This window comes from Pseudomonas sp. NFPP02, from assembly GCF_900119355.1.
Lineage (GTDB): Bacteria > Pseudomonadota > Gammaproteobacteria > Pseudomonadales > Pseudomonadaceae > Aquipseudomonas > Aquipseudomonas paracarnis.
The window spans coordinates 148,614-162,760 of sequence record NZ_FPJI01000003.1 but is presented as its reverse complement, the minus strand read 5'-3'; the positions used below and the strand labels follow the sequence as shown (position 1 = coordinate 162,760).

Below are 14,147 nucleotides of genomic sequence, written 5' to 3'. Positions count from 1 at the left end.
GTTCTTCGCGAGCAAGCTCGCTCCTACAATCAGCTCAGTTCCAACCAGATCGGCGCATGGTCCGACGGTTTCTCCAGCCCACGCAAATCATAATCCACCCCCGCGTCCTTCACCCGAGGCACCAACCCGGTGGACGCCATGATTACGTCGATGCGCAGCCCGCGCTTGGGCTCGTCCTCAAAGCCACGGCTGCGGTAATCGAACCAGCTGAAGCGGTCGGTCACGTCCGGGTTGAGGTGGCGGAAGCTGTCCACCAGGCCCCAGTTCTTCAAGCGTGCCATCCACTCGCGTTCTTCCGGCAGGAAGCTGCACTTGCCGGTTTTCAGCCAGCGCTTGGCGTTGTCGGCGCCGATGCCGATGTCGCAGTCCTCTGGGGAAATGTTCACGTCGCCCATCACCACCAGCGCCTGGTCATTGCTGAACTGGCTTTCCAGCAATTGCTGCAAGTCTTCATAGAAGCGCTGCTTGGCCGGGAACTTGGTTGGGTGGTCGCGGCTTTCGCCCTGGGGGAAGTAGCCGTTCATGATGGTCACTGGGTGGCCGTTTTCGTCGGCGAAGGTGCCCCAGATAAACCGGCGCTGGGCGTCTTCTTCATCGCTGGCAAAGCCTTTGTGCACGCTCAACGCTTCTTTGCGCGAAAGCAGGGCCACGCCGTAGTGGCCTTTCTGCCCGTGGTAGTACACGTGATAACCCAGGGCCTGCACTTCGGCCAACGGGAACTGATCATCGTGGACCTTGGTTTCCTGCAAACCGATCACGTCCGGTTGATGCTTTTCAATCAGCGCCGCCAACTGATGAGGGCGAGCACGCAGCCCGTTGATATTGAAGGAGACGATTTTCATGGTCGGCAGTCCAGTCTGGCAAAAGGGCGATGCTAGCCGACAAGTCGGATGGGGGCCAGCGTGGCGGCCGGATGAATGCGCTGCTAATGTCTGGGAACGACTGGAGCTGTGCAGGTTCGTACCCATAAGAACGCCATGTTTGAGTGGCGCCCAGGGAGATTGACTGTTATGCCAGACACTTCGACGGCCACTGCCGAAATCCGCCTGCTCAATAGCGGTTACTCCCGCGAAGCGCGATCCCTGCTGTACCAGGCGTATCGCCATGAGCCGACCTTTGCCTATATCTTCGAAGCCGAGCGGGCGGGCTATGAGCAGCGAGTACGTGCCACTGTGCGCGAACTGGTCAAGCAGCATTTTTTCCAGAAACTCCCGGCCATCGGCCTGTTCGTCAACGACCGGCTGATCGGCATTGCCCTGATTGCACCGCCCCAGCGGCGCCTGGGCATCACCGAAAGCTGGGCCTGGCAAATCCGCATGTGGCTGAGCACCGGCGTGCGCGGTACGCGGCGTTACCTGGAATACCATCATGCCGTCATGGCGTGCCTGCCCAACACGTCTGTGCATGTGCTGCCGCTGCTGGGCATTCACCCGCAGTTCCAGGGCAAGCACCATGGTGAGCAGTTGCTGGAAGCGGTACACAATTGGTGTGCCGACGACCCGCATTCATCCGGCGTGGTGCTCGACACCGGTAACTCCCGTTATTTGGATTTCTACAAGCGACAGGGCTATGAGGAAATCGGCGAAGTCGCCGTAGGGCCGGTGCGCGAGCATGTGTTTTTCCATCCCAATCCCCAGGCGTTACATCCTGCAACGGCTTGAGACAGAATTATTCAGAAGAATCCGGGTTCATAGTTCCTCTCTCGCTCGTGTAGCATCCGCGCCTATGAAGTTTCCAGGAAGATTTACCAGCGGCTTGATTCTGCTGTTCACGAGCTGCGGCGCATTGGCGCAAAGCGAACTGGACGTGCGGATCAAACCCTCGAACGACGCGCTGAAAGCCAACATCGAAGGCTACATCGGCGGTGTGGGCGATCGTGATGAAGAAGCCTTGCTGCGGTTCAGCCGTGGCGCCGAGGAGCAGGCGCGCAAAGCCGCGCAGGCCCTGGGCTACTATCAGCCACAAATCAACAGCGAGGTGAAGGGCGGCAAGAACCCGCGCCTGACCCTCACCATCGACCCCGGCGAACCGGTGCACTTGCGCGACGTCACCATAAGGGTCGATGGCCAGGCTGCGAGCCTCAAGGCGTTTCGCGTGCCCGCCAGCGACGACCTCAGGCCCGGCGCCGTGCTCAATCACGGCCATTACGAAGACGCCAAGCGCCTGATCCAGAACCAGGCCTCGCGCTACGGGTTTTTCAGCGGGCGCTTCACCAGCCAGAAACTTGCCATAGACCCTCAAGCGGGCGTGGCCGACATCGAACTCATTTACGACAGCGGCCCACGCTACAGCATGGGCAAGGTCAGCTTCACCGGCGACACGCCCTTTGATGAAGAGCTGTTGCAGCGCATGGTGCCGTTCAGGCCCGGCACACCCTATGACTCCGAACTGGTCGCCGAACTCAACCAGAACCTGCAAGCCAGTGGCTTCTTCGAAGGCGTGCGCGTCGACGCCAGCCCCACCGCCGCCACCGATGATGTGATCCCGGTGGCGGTGCAACTGGACACCCGCAAGCCGCGCACCATGGGCCTGGGCCTGGGTTATTCCACTGACGTCGGCCCACGGGGCAAAGCCAACTGGACGCGCCATTGGGTCAACCCACAGGGCCACAGTTATGGCTGGGAAGCTGAACTGTCGGCGCCACGGCAGAACGTCGGGTTGTGGTACGACATCCCGCTCGACCCGCCGCTCACTGACAAATTGCGCTTTGCTGGCGGCTACCAGAATGAAGAGATCGCTAACACTGACACCCTGAGCAAGCTGCTCACCATCGGCCCCGAATGGCACAGCAAGTTGCCCAGTGGCTGGACGCGGGTGATCTCCCTCAAGTACCAGCGCGAAGAATATCGCCTGGGCAATGACTCGGGCCTGAGTAACCTGCTGATGCCTGGCGTGAGTTATTCCTACCTGCGCAGTGACAACCGCATCGACCCGCACCATGGCTACCGCCTGATGTTCGACACCAAGGTCGCCAAAGAGGGCCTTGGGTCCGACACCAACTTGCTTTACGGCACAGCGACGGTCAAGGGCTTGACCACCTTGTGGGACAACCACCGCTTCCTGGGCCGTGCGCAATTTGGCGGCAGTGCCACCAATGGCTACAAATCCGTGCCTCCTTCCTTGCGCTTCTTCGCCGGTGGTGACCAGAGCGTGCGCGGCTACGAGTACCAGACCCTGTCGCCAGAGAACGATCGCGGCGATCGCATCGGTGGTCGCTACATGGTGGCCCTGAGCGCTGAGTATCAATATTCCATCACCGATAAATGGCGTATCGCGACCTTTGTCGACCAGGGCAACTCCTTCAACAACCTGGACTTGCCCAGCCTGAAAACCGGCGTGGGCGTCGGCGTGCGCTGGGTGTCGCCGGTGGGGCCGATTCGCCTCGACCTGGCCCATGCCCTCGAAGATCCGGGCGGCGTTCGCTTGCACTTTTCCATGGGGCCTGAGCTGTGATGCGTGGTTTGAAAATAGCGGGGCTGGCGTTGGTTGCCATCCTCGTCTTGCTGTTGTTGGCGCTGTGGTCAGTGCTTGGCACCCAGGCGGGCAGTCGTTGGGCCTTGGCCCAGGTGCCAGGTTTGAGCGTGGAAAATTTCCAGGGGCGCCTGGGCGGGCAGTGGAGTGCCGATCATTTGCTGTGGCAGCAGGATGGCAGCCGCGTCGAGCTGAATGCACCGACGTTTGACTGGTCACCCGGCTGCCTGCTGCGCATGACCCTGTGCATCAACCGACTGGATGTGGAACAGGTCAGCCTGGAATTCGCCCCCAGTGCCGAAGAGAGCGACAGCGGGCCGATTCAACTGCCCGACCTGAAGCTGCCGGTTTCGCTCCAGTTGGGCGATGTTCGCATTGGCAGCCTGCTGTTCAACGGCAATGAAGAACTCAAGGGCCTGCAACTGGTGGCGCACTGGACTACCGCCGGCCTGCAGATCGACTCGGTGCATCTGCAGCGCGACGATCTGGTACTGGACCTCGCCGGTCTGCTGCAACCCAGCGGCGATTGGCCGTTGAATGCCACCGGTAACCTGAGCTTGCCCTATGCGCCGGGCGGCGCGCCCTGGAGCGTTGCTCTCAAGCTCGACGGCGACTTGCTCAAGACCCTCAAGCTCGACGCCGACAGCAGCGGCTACCTGCCCGCCAAGCTCACTGGCGAGCTGCAACCCCTGGTGGAAAACCTGCCGGCGCAGATGCACATCACCTCCGAATCGTTCAAACCCAGCGCAGACCTGCCTGATACCCTGCAACTCAACCAACTGGACTTGAACGCTAAAGGCGACCTGAGCAATGGCTACCAGTTGCTGGGCAAGGCCGTGCTACCGGCCGAAAACGGCCCGGTGGATTTACTGCTCAAGGGCAAGGTTGACGCCAAGGGCGCACAGATTGCCGGCCTGGACCTGGCGGCCGGCGACAAGCAAAGCCTCAAGCTCAGTGCCAACCTGGACTGGCAACAAGGCTTCAGCGCGGACGCCAAGATCGACTGGCTGGACTTCCCCTGGCATCGCCTCTATCCGGTCATCGACGAACCGCAAGTGGCCTTGCGCACCTTCAACGGTGAAATCTCCTATAAAGACGGCAACTACCTGGGCAATCTCAAGGCTGACCTCGACGGCCCGGCGGGCAAGTTCAATGTGGTCACCCCCTTCAGTGGCGACCTCAAGCAGGTCTTCCTGCCTGAGCTGAAACTGAGTGCCGGCCAAGGCAAGGCCGAAGGCCACCTGAACCTGCAATTTGCCGACGGCATTGCCTGGGACACCGCCCTGGATCTGTCGGCGCTGAACCCCGCCTACTGGGTCGCAGAGTTGCCCGGCACCCTGGCCGGGCCGCTGCGCAGCAAAGGCGAGTTCAAGAACGAACAGCTCAAGCTCAACGCCGACCTGGACCTCAAGGGTCGCCTGCGCGGCCAAACCGCCGTGCTCGCCGCCAAGGCCGAAGGCGCCGGCGAACAATGGACCCTCGCCAACCTGGACATCCGCCTGGGCGACAACCGCATCAACGGCAGCGGCAGCCTGCAACAGCGTCTGGCCGGGCAGATCGACATCAAGCTGGCGCGCCTGGCCCAGCTCTGGCCGCAACTGCGTGGGCAAGTCAACGGGCGTGTCGAGGTGGCCGGCACCTTGAAAGCCCCTCAAGGCAAGCTTGACCTCAAGGGTCAGCAACTGGCCTTTGCCGACAACCGTCTGCAAAGCCTCAACCTGGACGCCAACCTCGATAGCGCCCAGCGCGCCAAGCTCGACCTCAAGGCCAACGGCATTCAAAGCGGCGAGACGCAAGTCGGCAACCTCACCGCCAGCGCCCAGGGCGATATCAAGAACCAGAAAGTCCAGCTGGCGCTGACTGGCCCGCTGGTCAAACTGGCCCTGGCCTTGGACGGCAACCTTGACAAAGACAACTGGCGCGGGCGCCTGGCCAGTGGCGACGTGCAAGCCGGTGGCCAAGACTGGCGGCTGCAAGCCCCGGCGAAGATCGAACGCCTGGCCGATGGCAAGCTGACCTTTGGCGCGCACTGCTGGGTCTCCGGCGGCGCCAGCCTGTGTGGTGAAGACCAGCGCCTGATGCCCGAGCCGAAGTTGCGTTACCACCTCAAGCAATTCCCTCTCGACAGCCTCGCGGGGTTCTTGCCCAAAGACTTCGCCTGGCAGGGCAGGCTCAACGCCGATGTGCAACTGGACCTGCCCCAGAGCGGCCCAAAAGGTGTGGTCGCGGTGGACGCCAGTGGCGGCACCCTGCGCGTGCGCGACAAAGGCCAGTGGCTGGATTTCCCCTACGACACCCTGAAACTGGAAACCACCCTCAACCCCAAGCGCATCGACACCCAGCTCAATTTCCGTGGCGGCAAGCTCGGCGAGTTGTTGTTGCAGGCGCAGATCAACCCGTTGCCGAACAACAAGCCGATCACTGGCACGTTCAGCCTCACCGGCCTGGACCTCGCCGTCGCGCGGCCCTTTGTGCCGATGGTGGAAACGCTCAACGGCAAACTCAACGGCAATGGCCGTATCTCCGGCGGGTTGCTCACGCCGCAGGTCAACGGCAACCTGAACCTGGTGGACGGTGAAGTCTCCGGGCCGGAGTTGCCCATCAGCCTCGAGGGCCTGAACCTGCAGGCGCAGATCGCCGGTGAAAGCGTGCAGCTCAACGGTGGCTGGCGCAGCGGCAAGGCCGGGCAGGGCAGCCTCACGGGGCAGATCGACTGGGGCCGTGCCCTGGTGGTCGACCTCAGCCTCAAAGGCTCGCAACTGCCGGTCACCGTGGAGCCCTACGCCAAGCTGGAAGTGGCCCCCGACCTGAAGATCAGCCTCAAGGACGACAAACTGGCGATTGCCGGTAAAGTCCACATCCCCCGTGGCGACATCACCGTGCGCGAACTGCCGCCTTCGACGGTCAAGGTGTCCGACGACACCGTGATCATCGGCAGCCAGACCGAAGAGGGCAAAGCGCCGATGGCCATGGCCATGGATATCGACGTGGAAGTGGGTGAGGACCAGCTCAACTTCGCCGGCTTCGGCCTCACCGCCAAGGTTCAGGGCCATGTGCATATCGGCGACAACATGGACACCCGTGGTGAGCTGTGGCTCAACGACGGCCGCTACCGTGCCTACGGCCAGCGCCTCAATGTGCGCCGCGCACGCCTGTTGTTCGCGGGGCCCTTGGACCAGCCGTTCCTGGATATCGAAGCGGTGCGCATCGTTACCGAATCCAGCCGCACGGTCACCGCAGGTATCCGCCTGAGCGGCAGCGCCGAACAACCCACCACGCAGATCTTTTCCGAGCCGGCCATGGCCCAGGAAGACGCGCTGTCGTACCTGGTGCTGGGCCGTTCGCGCACCAACACCGGCGAAGACAACAACATGCTCGCCGAAGCCGCCCTGGGCCTGGGCTTGATGGGCAGCGCTGGCGTGACTTCAGATATCGCCAACAAGCTGGGCATCCAGGATTTTGATCTGGACACCCAGGGCACTGGCAACAGTACGGCGGTGGTGGCCAGCGGCAAGATCAACGAGAAGCTCAGCTTGCGTTATGGGGTAGGGGTGTTCGAGCCGGCTAACACCATTGCCTTGCGCTACCTGCTGAGCAAGAAGGTGTACTTGGAAGTGGCCACGGGCGTAGCGAGTTCCCTGGATATCTTCTACAAGCGCGATTTCTAAACCTTGCCCGATCAAAAAATGTAGGAGCGAGCTTGCTCGCGAAAAACGTCAACGATAACGCGTGCATCCTGAATGCACGCGGTGCCCGTGAGTTTTTTCGCGAGCAAGCTCGCTCCTACAAAAAGCCTTAACTGGACTCTCGCTGATTTGATTGCTGTCCAAGGCTCTAAGTTACTCAACTACCAAGCAACCTAATTATTCCATTTGACATTCGCTGCCTAAGCAGTAACATCTCGTCACACATTCACTGCCTAGGCAGTAATAAGGTGACTTTCAATGCCTCACTTCACCCCTGACAACTTTCACAACTGCCACCTCGGGCTGTTGCTGGGCCGCGCCGCGATCCTCAAGGACCGCATCATCGACACCCATATGGAACCCCACGGCATCACCGCCGCGCAGTTCAAGGTGTTGATCATCATGGCCCAGTTCGGCGTCGATACCCCGGCGGAGTTGTGCCGCAACCTGTCCCTGGACAGCGGTTCGATGACGCGCATGCTCGACCGACTGGAGCAAAAAGACCTGCTCAGCCGCAAGCGTTCCGAGCTGGACCGGCGCCAGGTGCAGTTGGTGCTGACCGCCGAGGGCCAGCGCCTGGCGGACATGCTGCCGCACATCGGCGCCAAGGCTCTCAACCAGTTGGCCGGTGTGCTTGAGCCGGGCGAGCTGGAAACCCTGGAGCGGATCCTGAAGAAAATGCTGATCGCTGCGGGTGACCCCATCACGATCCAGCGGGTAGGTAGATCATGAACACACGCGCATTCAGCCTGGTGCTGGCGGCGATGACGTTGGCCGGTTGCGCCAATTACAGCGGCCTCGACACCCAGGGCCAGCGCCTCGACGCCAATACCTTGCACACCGGTAAATCCCTCAGCGGCGTGACGCTGTCGAGCGCCGCCTGGCCGGCCGCTGACTGGTGGAAAAGCCTGGGCGACCCACAGCTCGATGGCCTGATCCAGGAGGCCCTGCAAAACAGCCCCGACATGCAAGTGGCCGATGCCCGCGCCCATCAGGCCGAAGCCGCCGCCTATGCCGCCAACGCCGCCCGTATGCCGACCCTGGATGCCAGCGCCGGCGTGAGCCGTTCGCGCCTGGCCAAGGACCAGGACCCACGCGGGCAGGGCGATGCCTATTCGACGGTGCGCAACATCGGCGCCAGCTTCAATTACAACTTCGACCTGTGGGGCGGCCAGCGCGCCGCCTGGGAAGCGGCGTTGGGCGAGGCCCGTGCTGCCGAAGTCGACCAGCAGGCCGCGCGCCTGACACTGGCCGCGAACGTGGCCAAGGCCTACAGCGACCTGGGCCAGGCCCATATCGTGCGTGACCTGGCCGTCGATGACCTCAAGCGTACCCGCCAGATGCTCGACCTGAGCAAGCGCCGCCTGAGTTCCGGTATCGACAGCGAGTACCAGTTCCAGCAGACCGAGAGCCTGGAAGCCAGCTCTCAGTCGCAACTGATTGACGCGGAAAAACAACTGCAAAGCGCCAAGATCGCGTTGGCTGTGTTGCTCGGCAAAGGCCCGGACCGCGGTGACGAGTTGGCGCGCCCAGCGGTGCTCAAACCCAGCGCCGTGGCCGTGCCGGCGGTGTTGCCTGCCGAGTTGCTTGGCCGTCGCCCGGACCTGGTCGCCGCACGCTGGCGCGTAGAGGCCGCGAGCAAGAACATCGACGCCAGCAAGACCCGCTTCTACCCCAACCTCAACCTGAGCGCGAGCGCAGGTGCCGAGTCGTTGCTGGGCGATGCGATGTTCGGTTCGGCCAGCCGCTTCTTCAACATTGCGCCGACCATTTCGCTGCCGATTTTTGACGGCGGTCGCCTGCGCGCCGACCTCGATGCCCGCGACGCCGACTACGACCTGGCCGTGGCCCAGTACAACAAAACCCTGGTGCAAGCCTTGGGCGATATCGGCAACAGCCTGTCTCAACTGCGCGACACCGGGCGGCAGATCCAGGCCCAGCAACATGCCGCTGACATCGCGCAGCAGTCCTACGACACCGGGGTGCAACGCTACAGCTCAGGCATCGGTAACTACCTGGATGTGCTCAGCATCGAACAGCAATTGCTACAGGCCCAGCGTCAGCTGGCGACCTTGAATGCGGCGCAGATCGACCTGTCGATTCAATTGATGCAGGCCCTGGGTGGCGGGTACCACGCCAACAGCGTGGCCGCGACCACCCCAGCTACACGCACGGAATAATTTGAGGTATTTGTCATGGCCACTGCCGACAGCAACAACGCAACCGAACAACCCAAAGACACCAACCCCCGCAAACGCAAAGTGATGCTGATCGGCCTGGCGCTCATCGTCATCCTGAGTGTGGTGGGCGTGTGGGCCTGGTATGAGTTCTACGGGCGCTTCAATGAAAGCACCGACGACGCCTATGTGAACGGCAACGTGGTGGAAATCACCCCGCTGGTCACCGGCACCGTGGTCAGCATTGGCGCCGACGATGGTGACCTGGTCCATGAAGGCCAGGTGCTGATCAACTTCGACCCCAACGACGCCGCCGTCGGCCTGCAGAGTGCCCAGGCCAACCTGGCCCGCACCGTGCGCCAAGTACGCGGCCTGTACAGCAACGTCGATGGCATGAAAGCCCAGGTCAATGCGCAGAAGGCCGATGTACAGACGGCCCAGGACAACTACAACCGCCGCAAGACCCTGGCCCAGGGCGGCGCGATTTCCCAGGAAGAACTGTCTCACGCTCGCGACAGCCTGACCGCCGCCAAGAACGCCTTGACCAACCTTGAGCAACAACTGAAAACCACCAATGCCCTGGTGGATGACACTGTGATTTCGTCCCACCCCGATGTGCAAGCGGCCGCCGCGCAACTGCGCCAGGCGTACCTGACCAATGCGCGCAGCACCTTGATCGCGCCGGTCACCGGCTATGTGGCCAAGCGCACCGTGCAACTGGGCCAGCGCGTCCAACCGGGCACCGCGCTGATGGCGGTGATCCCGCTGGACCAGCTGTGGATCGACGCCAATTTCAAGGAAACCCAACTGCGGGATATGCGCATCGGCCAGCCGGTGGATATCGAGTCGGACATCTACGGCAGCGACGTCAAGTACAGCGGCACCGTCGACAGCCTTGGCGCCGGCACGGGCAGCGCGTTCGCCTTGCTGCCCGCGCAGAACGCCACCGGCAACTGGATCAAGATCGTGCAGCGGGTACCGGTGCGCATCCATATCAACGCCGAAGAGCTGGCCAAACACCCGCTGCGAGTGGGCTTGAGCACCGTGGTCAACGTAGACCTGCACGACCAGAGCGGCCCGGTGCTGGCGCAACAGGCGCCGCAAAAAGCCTCGTTCACCACCAACGTGTATGACCGCCAATTGGCCGAGGCCGATGCCATGATCAACCAGTTGATCCATGACAACAGCGTCGCCGCTCCCAAGGCTGCGCAACGCTGATGAGCAATAACGCCTCGTTCACGCCACCCAGCCTGTTGATGGCCACCATTGGCCTGTCGCTGGCGACCTTCATGCAGGTGCTCGACACCACCATCGCCAACGTGGCGTTGCCGACGATCTCCGGCAACCTGGGGGTGAGTTCGGAGCAGGGCACCTGGGTGATCACCTCGTTTGCGGTGAGCAACGCCATCGCCTTGCCGCTCACCGGTTGGCTGAGCCGGCGCTTTGGCGAGGTGAAGCTGTTTTTGTGGGCGACCCTGCTGTTTGTGCTGGCGTCATTCCTGTGCGGTATCTCTACCTCGATGCCTGAGCTGATCGGCTTTCGGGTGCTGCAAGGCTTGGTCGCCGGGCCGTTGTATCCGATGACCCAGACCTTGTTGATTGCAGTCTACCCGCCGGCCAAGCGCGGCATGGCCCTGGCGTTATTGGCGATGGTCACGGTGGTCGCGCCGATTGCCGGGCCCATCCTCGGCGGCTGGATCACCGATAGCTACAGTTGGCCGTGGATCTTTTTCATCAACGTGCCCATCGGTGTCTTTGCGGTGATGGTGGTGCGTTCGCAGTTGAAGAAGCGTCCGGTGGTCACCAGTTATCAGCCGATGGATTACGTTGGGCTGCTGAGCCTGATCGTCGGTGTGGGCGCCTTGCAGATCATCCTCGACAAGGGCAATGACCTGGACTGGTTCGAGTCCAACTTCATCATCATTGGTGCGGCCATTTCGGTGATTGCCCTGGCGGTGTTCGTGATCTGGGAGATGACCGACAAGCACCCGGTGGTCAACCTGCGACTGTTCGCGCACCGTAACTTCCGGATCGGCACCATCGTGTTGATCCTGGGTTATGCGGGCTTTTTCGGCATCAACCTGATCCTGCCGCAGTGGCTGCAAACCCAGATGGGCTACACCGCCACCTGGGCCGGGCTGGCGGTGGCGCCGATCGGCATTTTGCCGGTGCTGATGTCGCCGTTCGTGGGCAAGTACGCGCACAAGTTCGACCTGCGCCTGCTGGCGGGCCTGGCGTTCCTGGCGATTGGCTTGAGCTGCTTCATGCGCGCCGGCTTCACCAACGAAGTGGACTTCACCCACATCGCCATGGTGCAGCTGTTCATGGGCATCGGCGTGGCGCTGTTCTTCATGCCGACCTTGAGCATCCTGATGTCCGACCTGCCGCCGCACCAGATTGCCGACGGCGCGGGGCTTGCGACCTTCCTGCGCACCTTGGGCGGCAGCTTCGCGGCCTCGCTGACCACCTGGATCTGGATTCGCCGGGCCGACCAGCACCATGCCTACATGAGCGAGAACATGACCGTCTACGACTCGACCACCCGCGATGCGTTGCAGGCGCTGGGCGGGGCAGGGCAGAAGGCCTATACCCAACTGGACCAGATTCTCACCAGCCAGGCGTACATGATGTCCACCGTGGATTACTTCACGTTGCTGGGGTGGATGTTCATGGGCTTGATGTTGCTGGTGTGGCTGGCCAAGCCACCGTTCACGGCGAAGGCCGGGCCTGCGGCTTCGGGGCACTGATTGTAAGGTCAGCGCGGTCCCTGTGGGAGCTGGCTTGCCTGCGATGCAGACACCTCGGTGTATCAGATGCACCGAGGTGATCCTATCGCAGCATAGGTATCTACATAACGCTGTAACGGTGGACGGTAACCACGATGCGAAGCGAGTCGCTCTTGATCTGTTTTTGATCTTGATCTCAGGCGCCCCGTTAAACCACGCTGGCCGAACGCAGGCTTGAATTCGTGGGTAACCCGGCAGGACGCCGGGTTAGCCGTCCTGGGCCAAGGATGACCCATTACGGCGACCCACGGATTCAAGCCTGTGTTCGGGCACACCGAGCCTAAGCGAGGTGCCGAGTGGTGGGGCAAGAGCGCTTTGGTTACTTTCGCGCTTTTCGAAAGTGACCCGCCGTCAGGGCGGAACCCTAAGTAGCCGTTACCGTAGGAATGGATATGTACACAATCCAGCTGTGTTGGCTGTCAGGCCGCTATCGCAGGCAAGCCAGCTCCCACATTTGGATCGCGTGCGTCAGCTAGATCAGCGTCGGTTGTCAGTCCGTCACGGGAGCAAGCTCCCTCGCCACAGGGTCAGCGCCGTACCGAAGTTGTGTAGACACCTATGGCTATCGCAGGCAAGCCAGCTCCCACAGGTTGAACGGTGTTGTGTCAGAGGTTCAGGCGCCAGGCAACGCCAACTGCGGGTTGACGAAGTCAAACGCCGCCAGCTGAAACCCTTGCTCATCCACCTGCAGCGCCCACCCTTGCTTGTCCCAGTCCCCCAGCACAATGCGCTTGGCCGCCTGGTCGCCGATCTGCAACTTATGGATGGCGGGGCGGTGGGTATGGCCGTGGACCAGGGTGCGCACGCCGAACTGCTGCATCACCCGTGGCACTTCTTCAGGGGTGACATCGACAATGTCGTTGGCCTTCATGCGCACTTGAGCGCTGCTCTCACTGCGCAACTTGCGCGCCAGTTTGTGGCGGGTGCCCAAGGGCAGGTGGCGCAGGATAAACAGTACAACCGGGTTACGCAGGATGCGCCGCAGCTTCATATAGCCGAGGTCGCGGGTGCAGAGGCTGTCGCCGTGCATCAACAGCACTGGCTCGCCATACAACTGCACGACCGTCGGGTCCTTGAGCAAGGTAGCGCCTGCCGCTTTGCAGAACGCCTTACCGATCAGGAAGTCACGGTTGCCGTGCATGATGAAAATCGGGGTGCCGCTGTCGCTCAGCTCACGCAGAGCCGCGCAGATGGAACGCTGGAAGGGGGTCATGCCATCGTCGCCAATCCAGGCTTCGAAGAAGTCCCCCAGAATGTACAACGCCTGGGCGCCACGGGCGCGGCCGTGGAGCAGATCCAGAAACGCCCGGGTGATGTCCGGGCGCTCCTCTTCCAGATGCAAATCTGAAATCAGCAATATCACCCAACGATCTCGGCTTTCTCGACGATCACGTCTTCGGCTGGAACGTCCTGGTGACCGGCCTTGGAGGTGGTCGATACGCCTTTGATCTTGTCGACAACGTCAGTGCCTTCGGTGACTTTACCGAACACCGCGTAGCCCCAACCCTGCACGTTCTTGCCGCTGTGGTTCAGGAAGGCGTTGTCGGCGACGTTGATGAAGAACTGCGCGGAGGCCGAATGCGGCTCCATGGTACGGGCCATGGCGACGGTGTACTTGTCGTTGGAAAGGCCGTTGTCCGCTTCGTTCTGGATGCTTGGACGCTTGTCTTTCTTCTCTTTCATGCCCGGCTCGAAACCGCCGCCCTGGATCATGAAGTTACCGATGACACGGTGGAAAACAGTGTTTTCGTAGTGGCCGGCTTTGACGTATTCGATGAAGTTGGCGACGGTGATCGGCGCTTTCTCGGCGTTCAGCTCGATAACGATGTCACCGTGGTTGGTGGTCAGTTTGACTTGAGTCATGTTCGCTACTCTTTTCAGGGAATTCGTGGGTGTGGGCGCCTGGGCACCTTACCTGTCTGGCTAAACGACGGCCAAGGCGCGCAGTTTAGCGTGCCCTGCGGGAATTTCGAGGTGGTTTTTTACCGCCCGGGCAATTAATTGGCCGCGCTCTGTATGTGTCTTGA

10 protein-coding genes are annotated in these 14,147 nt (G+C 61.8%); 7 read left to right on the top strand and 3 right to left on the bottom strand.

Features of this window, described 5'->3' with window-relative positions; genetic code table 11:
• Positions 1-29 precede the first annotated feature (29 nt).
• Positions 30-842 (bottom strand): exodeoxyribonuclease III, encoded by an 813-nt coding sequence (gene xthA, locus BT204_RS06825; RefSeq protein WP_057974927.1) that lies wholly within the window; start codon positions 840-842, stop codon positions 30-32.
• A 168-nt stretch (positions 843-1,010) separates the two neighbouring features.
• Here xthA and BT204_RS06820 point away from each other — a divergent pair, with 168 nt between their 5' ends.
• From BT204_RS06820 to BT204_RS06790, 7 genes are all read left to right on the top strand, one after another.
• Positions 1,011-1,661 (top strand): GNAT family N-acetyltransferase, encoded by a 651-nt coding sequence (locus BT204_RS06820; protein WP_034127911.1) that lies wholly within the window; start codon positions 1,011-1,013, stop codon positions 1,659-1,661.
• Positions 1,662-1,725: 64 nt separating this feature from the next.
• On the top strand, positions 1,726-3,453 hold the full coding sequence (locus tag BT204_RS06815; protein WP_072446070.1) for an autotransporter assembly complex protein TamA: 1,728 nt from the start codon (positions 1,726-1,728) through the stop codon (positions 3,451-3,453).
• Positions 3,453-7,139: a translocation/assembly module TamB domain-containing protein gene (locus BT204_RS06810; protein WP_083544053.1), complete on the top strand. Its 3,687-nt coding sequence runs from the start codon at positions 3,453-3,455 to the stop codon at positions 7,137-7,139. Before BT204_RS06815 ends, BT204_RS06810 begins: the two co-directional genes overlap by 1 nt.
• A gap of 276 nt (positions 7,140-7,415) precedes the next feature.
• Positions 7,416-7,889 (top strand): MarR family winged helix-turn-helix transcriptional regulator, encoded by a 474-nt coding sequence (locus BT204_RS06805; protein WP_014718945.1) that lies wholly within the window; start codon positions 7,416-7,418, stop codon positions 7,887-7,889.
• Entirely contained in the window at positions 7,886-9,337 is a 1,452-nt protein-coding gene (locus tag BT204_RS06800; RefSeq protein ID WP_072446066.1) for an efflux transporter outer membrane subunit, read from the top strand. Before BT204_RS06805 ends, BT204_RS06800 begins: the two co-directional genes overlap by 4 nt.
• A 15-nt stretch (positions 9,338-9,352) precedes the next feature.
• Positions 9,353-10,552 (top strand): HlyD/EmrA/EmrK family protein, encoded by a 1,200-nt coding sequence (locus BT204_RS06795; protein ID WP_034127907.1) that lies wholly within the window; start codon positions 9,353-9,355, stop codon positions 10,550-10,552.
• Positions 10,552-12,081, top strand: coding sequence for a DHA2 family efflux MFS transporter permease subunit (locus tag BT204_RS06790; protein WP_054917320.1), 1,530 nt, complete (start codon positions 10,552-10,554; stop codon positions 12,079-12,081). Before BT204_RS06795 ends, BT204_RS06790 begins: the two co-directional genes overlap by 1 nt.
• A gap of 652 nt (positions 12,082-12,733) precedes the next feature.
• On the opposite strand, the gene lpxH is transcribed toward BT204_RS06790, so the two are convergent.
• Positions 12,734-13,483 (bottom strand): UDP-2,3-diacylglucosamine diphosphatase, encoded by a 750-nt coding sequence (gene lpxH / locus BT204_RS06785; protein WP_014718941.1) that lies wholly within the window; start codon positions 13,481-13,483, stop codon positions 12,734-12,736.
• Entirely contained in the window at positions 13,480-13,983 is a 504-nt protein-coding gene (locus BT204_RS06780; protein ID WP_003174772.1) for a peptidylprolyl isomerase, read from the bottom strand. Before BT204_RS06780 ends, lpxH begins: the two co-directional genes overlap by 4 nt.
• Between the last annotated feature and the right edge of the window lie 164 nt (positions 13,984-14,147).

Bases quoted from the DNA above. Each gene is read 5' to 3' on its own strand.
- BT204_RS06795 (WP_034127907.1), top strand. From the start codon at position 9,353: ATGGCCACTGCCGACAGCAACAACGCAACCGAACAACCCAAAGACACC.
- BT204_RS06810 (WP_083544053.1), top strand. From the start codon at position 3,453: ATGCGTGGTTTGAAAATAGCGGGGCTGGCGTTGGTTGCCATCCTCGTC.
- BT204_RS06800 (WP_072446066.1), top strand. From the start codon at position 7,886: ATGAACACACGCGCATTCAGCCTGGTGCTGGCGGCGATGACGTTGGCC.
- xthA (WP_057974927.1), bottom strand. From the start codon at position 842: ATGAAAATCGTCTCCTTCAATATCAACGGGCTGCGTGCTCGCCCTCAT.
- BT204_RS06815 (WP_072446070.1), top strand. From the start codon at position 1,726: ATGAAGTTTCCAGGAAGATTTACCAGCGGCTTGATTCTGCTGTTCACG.
- BT204_RS06820 (WP_034127911.1), top strand. From the start codon at position 1,011: ATGCCAGACACTTCGACGGCCACTGCCGAAATCCGCCTGCTCAATAGC.
- BT204_RS06805 (WP_014718945.1), top strand. From the start codon at position 7,416: ATGCCTCACTTCACCCCTGACAACTTTCACAACTGCCACCTCGGGCTG.
- BT204_RS06790 (WP_054917320.1), top strand. From the start codon at position 10,552: ATGAGCAATAACGCCTCGTTCACGCCACCCAGCCTGTTGATGGCCACC.
- BT204_RS06780 (WP_003174772.1), bottom strand. From the start codon at position 13,983: ATGACTCAAGTCAAACTGACCACCAACCACGGTGACATCGTTATCGAG.